The sequence below is a fragment of the Hyphomonas sp. UBA3601 genome (assembly GCF_002375605.1).
Lineage (GTDB): Bacteria > Pseudomonadota > Alphaproteobacteria > Caulobacterales > Hyphomonadaceae > Hyphomonas.
Genome location: NZ_DFME01000127.1, coordinates 1 through 2,671, shown reverse-complemented (window position 1 = coordinate 2,671; position 2,671 = coordinate 1). Strand labels below are relative to the sequence as shown.

The following is a 2,671-nucleotide window of genomic DNA, read 5'->3' as shown; positions in this document are numbered from 1 at the left end:
GGCCTTTCACCTTGTAGGGCGGGGGGAGGCGAGAGGCTCCACAGTTTCATGATTGCGCGGGCGCGCGGGCGCTGGCACAGGTGACAGCCATGAATTTCAAATGGCTCCCCAATGCGTTGACCATCGCCCGCTGTGTGTTTGCCGGGTTTGTGCTGGTCGGTTTCTGGCAGGCTATGCGCCTCAGCCCGTTGCCGAATGGACTTGATGCCGACGCCGTGTCCCGGCAGATCACGCTGCAACAGCTCTGGTTCCAGTTTGCCTTCCTTGCTTTCCTGGCCGGGGCAATCACGGATTTCCTGGATGGCTGGCTTGCCCGCAAGCTGGACGCGCACAGTCGGTTCGGGGTCTGGCTGGACCCCATCGCCGACAAGTTGCTGATCGCGGCGGCCCTGCTGGGTCTGGGGCTGAAATTCCAGACCTGGCTAATCTATGTGCCGGCGGCCATGATTATTGCACGCGATGTGTTTATGACCTGGTTCCGCGCCACGCCGCGCGGACGCTCTGCCATCGTGCCCTCTAATCTGGCGAAGTGGAAAACAGGGTTTGAGATGGCGGCGATCATCGGCCTTATGTTGCCGCTGGCTGTCTTGCGCCCGGATGCCGGGGGCGAAGTCTCCACGGGAACGTCAGTCTTGGCGATTGTGGCCACGGTCGCCGTTGTCGGACTGCTCTGGACGGCGGCGGTTCTGTCCTGGTGGACGGCCGGACAATATATGAGAGCAGCCGGCCGGGTGAAATAGAACGCTGGCCCCAAGGGGCAGAGCCAGCGTTCCGCATTTCAATTCGCGAGCGCAAGGATGAGGGGCAACCTTGGCGCCCGGAAGGGCCGTTCATGCGATGGGGCGTGTCTGCTTTCATGTCCCACCACGCATTTACAATCATCCGCGATGGCAAAGGTTCCGTTAAAACTTGAGGCACCAATGGGGCAGCAAAATCACGAACTTTCCGGCGAATGGCCCGCATTGAGACTTAATGTCGGCAGACAAGGAGTGGATGAGATCACGCACCACTCCCACGACCCGTCTGGTCATTGTCGCGCTGGCGGCGCTGATGTTCCTGTGCCTGCCAGCCTTCCTCGCAATGGCGGGTGCCTGAACTCAGCGTTTTGAGTCGGTCCAATACGGGCTGAGGGGTGCTTTCCCGTAGAATTCTACCAGTCTCTGGCGCGTGCCGTTGGTTGTTCCGTCAGGCAAGTCATCCGGCGAGCACCATCGCGTTTCGGCAATCTCGGCGACCGCCGTTGCCTTGCCTTGCGTCCATATTCCCGAAGGAATGTGATAGAGCAGGACATGATCATTCGGGAAAGATGCGTGATTGGAGAATATCCCGACCAGGCTCGGGGTCCCGTTCAACAGAATGCCGCCTTCTTCCTCCACTTCCCGGCGGAGCGACTCGATGCAGGGCTCGCCCCGCTCCACACCGCCGCCGGGCATGTGCCAGCCTGCAATATACGTGTGACGTACCAGCAGGATCTTTCCGTCTGGATTCTCGACGAGGCCGCGCACGCCCAGAGTCATGGGACGGCGAAGGCGGGCATAGATGTGGAACAACCTGGTTCTGAGGGAAGGCATGCGGTGTCCTGACACTATGGGAGGAGCGCGTCCAATATGAAAAATTACGCAAAGAGAGGCCAAACTTCCTGCCGTTTGAGGCTCGCCAAGCCGTGCAACGCACGCTATTAGCGGTGCAAAGCATGGAAATGCTCAAGAAAACAACAGCGAGACGGCACCATGATCCATCCTTCTCTGATCGCCATTGCCTCCATAGTGGTCGTGTTCGGCATCCTGAATTTCATTGAATACAAGCGCCTCGACTAGAAGCGAGCCTGGCGAATGCCTGAATTAACCCTGATCGCCGCCCTGATCGGGGGGCTTGTTATTATGGCGTTTGCGGGGGATTTCCTGGTAAACGGCGCGGTTGCCGTTGCCCGACGCCTTGGCGTTTCTCCCCTGATTGCCGGTATCTTCATTGTCGGTTTCGGCACGTCGGCCCCTGAAATGGTCGTGTCGCTGAATGCGGCTCTGGAAGACCGGGCCGGTCTCGCGTTAGGCAATATTGTCGGCTCCAATATAGCGAACATCTTTCTTGTGCTCGGCATTCCCGCGCTGATCATGCCGTTCGTGGCCGGTGGTCACGGGCAGGGCCGCGCGCTGACGGCGATGCTCGTTGCCACAGCCGTCTGGATCCTGCTGACCGGAATGGGCCCCCTGACTGTATTAGGCGGTATTCTGTTCCTGGCCATTCTGATCGCTTATTGTGTTGTCACTTTCTACATGGCGCGCAAGGCCGTTGCGACGGGCGAAGATCCCGGCGTGGAACTGGAAGAGGCGCCAAAACTCAGCCTGCCGCGCTCTCTGGCCTATGTCGTTCTCGGCATTGGTGGCCTCGTGCTGGGTGCGCACCTGATCATTGCCGGCGGCGTTGGAATCGCCGAGTTCTACCACGTGCCGCAGGAATGGATCGGCCTGACCTTGCTGGCGATCGGGACCTCCCTGCCGGAGATCGGCGCGGCCATTGCCGCCGCCCTGCGCCGCCATGGCGAGGTCGCTATCGGCAACGTACTAGGCTCCAATGTTTTCAACATCCTCGGGGCGGGCGGCATCATCTCGCTCTTCGGGCCGATTGAGATTGCACCGACTTTCACCCATTATGACCACTGGGTCATGGCCTT

The 2,671-nt window shown here is 59.9% G+C and carries 3 protein-coding genes; 2 read left to right on the top strand and 1 reads right to left on the bottom strand.

Going from position 1 to position 2,671, the window contains the following annotated elements; all coding sequences use genetic code 11:
* Positions 1-89 precede the first annotated feature (89 nt).
* Positions 90-740, top strand: coding sequence for a CDP-alcohol phosphatidyltransferase family protein (locus B4F73_RS13820; RefSeq protein ID WP_206991286.1), 651 nt, complete (start codon positions 90-92; stop codon positions 738-740).
* 357 nt (positions 741-1,097) lie between these two features.
* On the opposite strand, the gene B4F73_RS13815 is transcribed toward B4F73_RS13820, so the two are convergent.
* Positions 1,098-1,571 carry an NUDIX domain-containing protein gene (locus B4F73_RS13815; RefSeq protein WP_290483552.1) on the bottom strand — a complete coding sequence of 158 codons (474 nt, stop codon included), beginning with the start codon at positions 1,569-1,571 and terminating at the stop codon, positions 1,098-1,100.
* Between the two features lie 261 nt (positions 1,572-1,832).
* Between B4F73_RS13815 and B4F73_RS13810 the strand changes: the two genes are divergently transcribed.
* Positions 1,833-2,671: calcium/sodium antiporter (locus B4F73_RS13810; RefSeq protein ID WP_290483551.1), on the top strand; the 839-nt coding region annotated here is incomplete at its 3' end.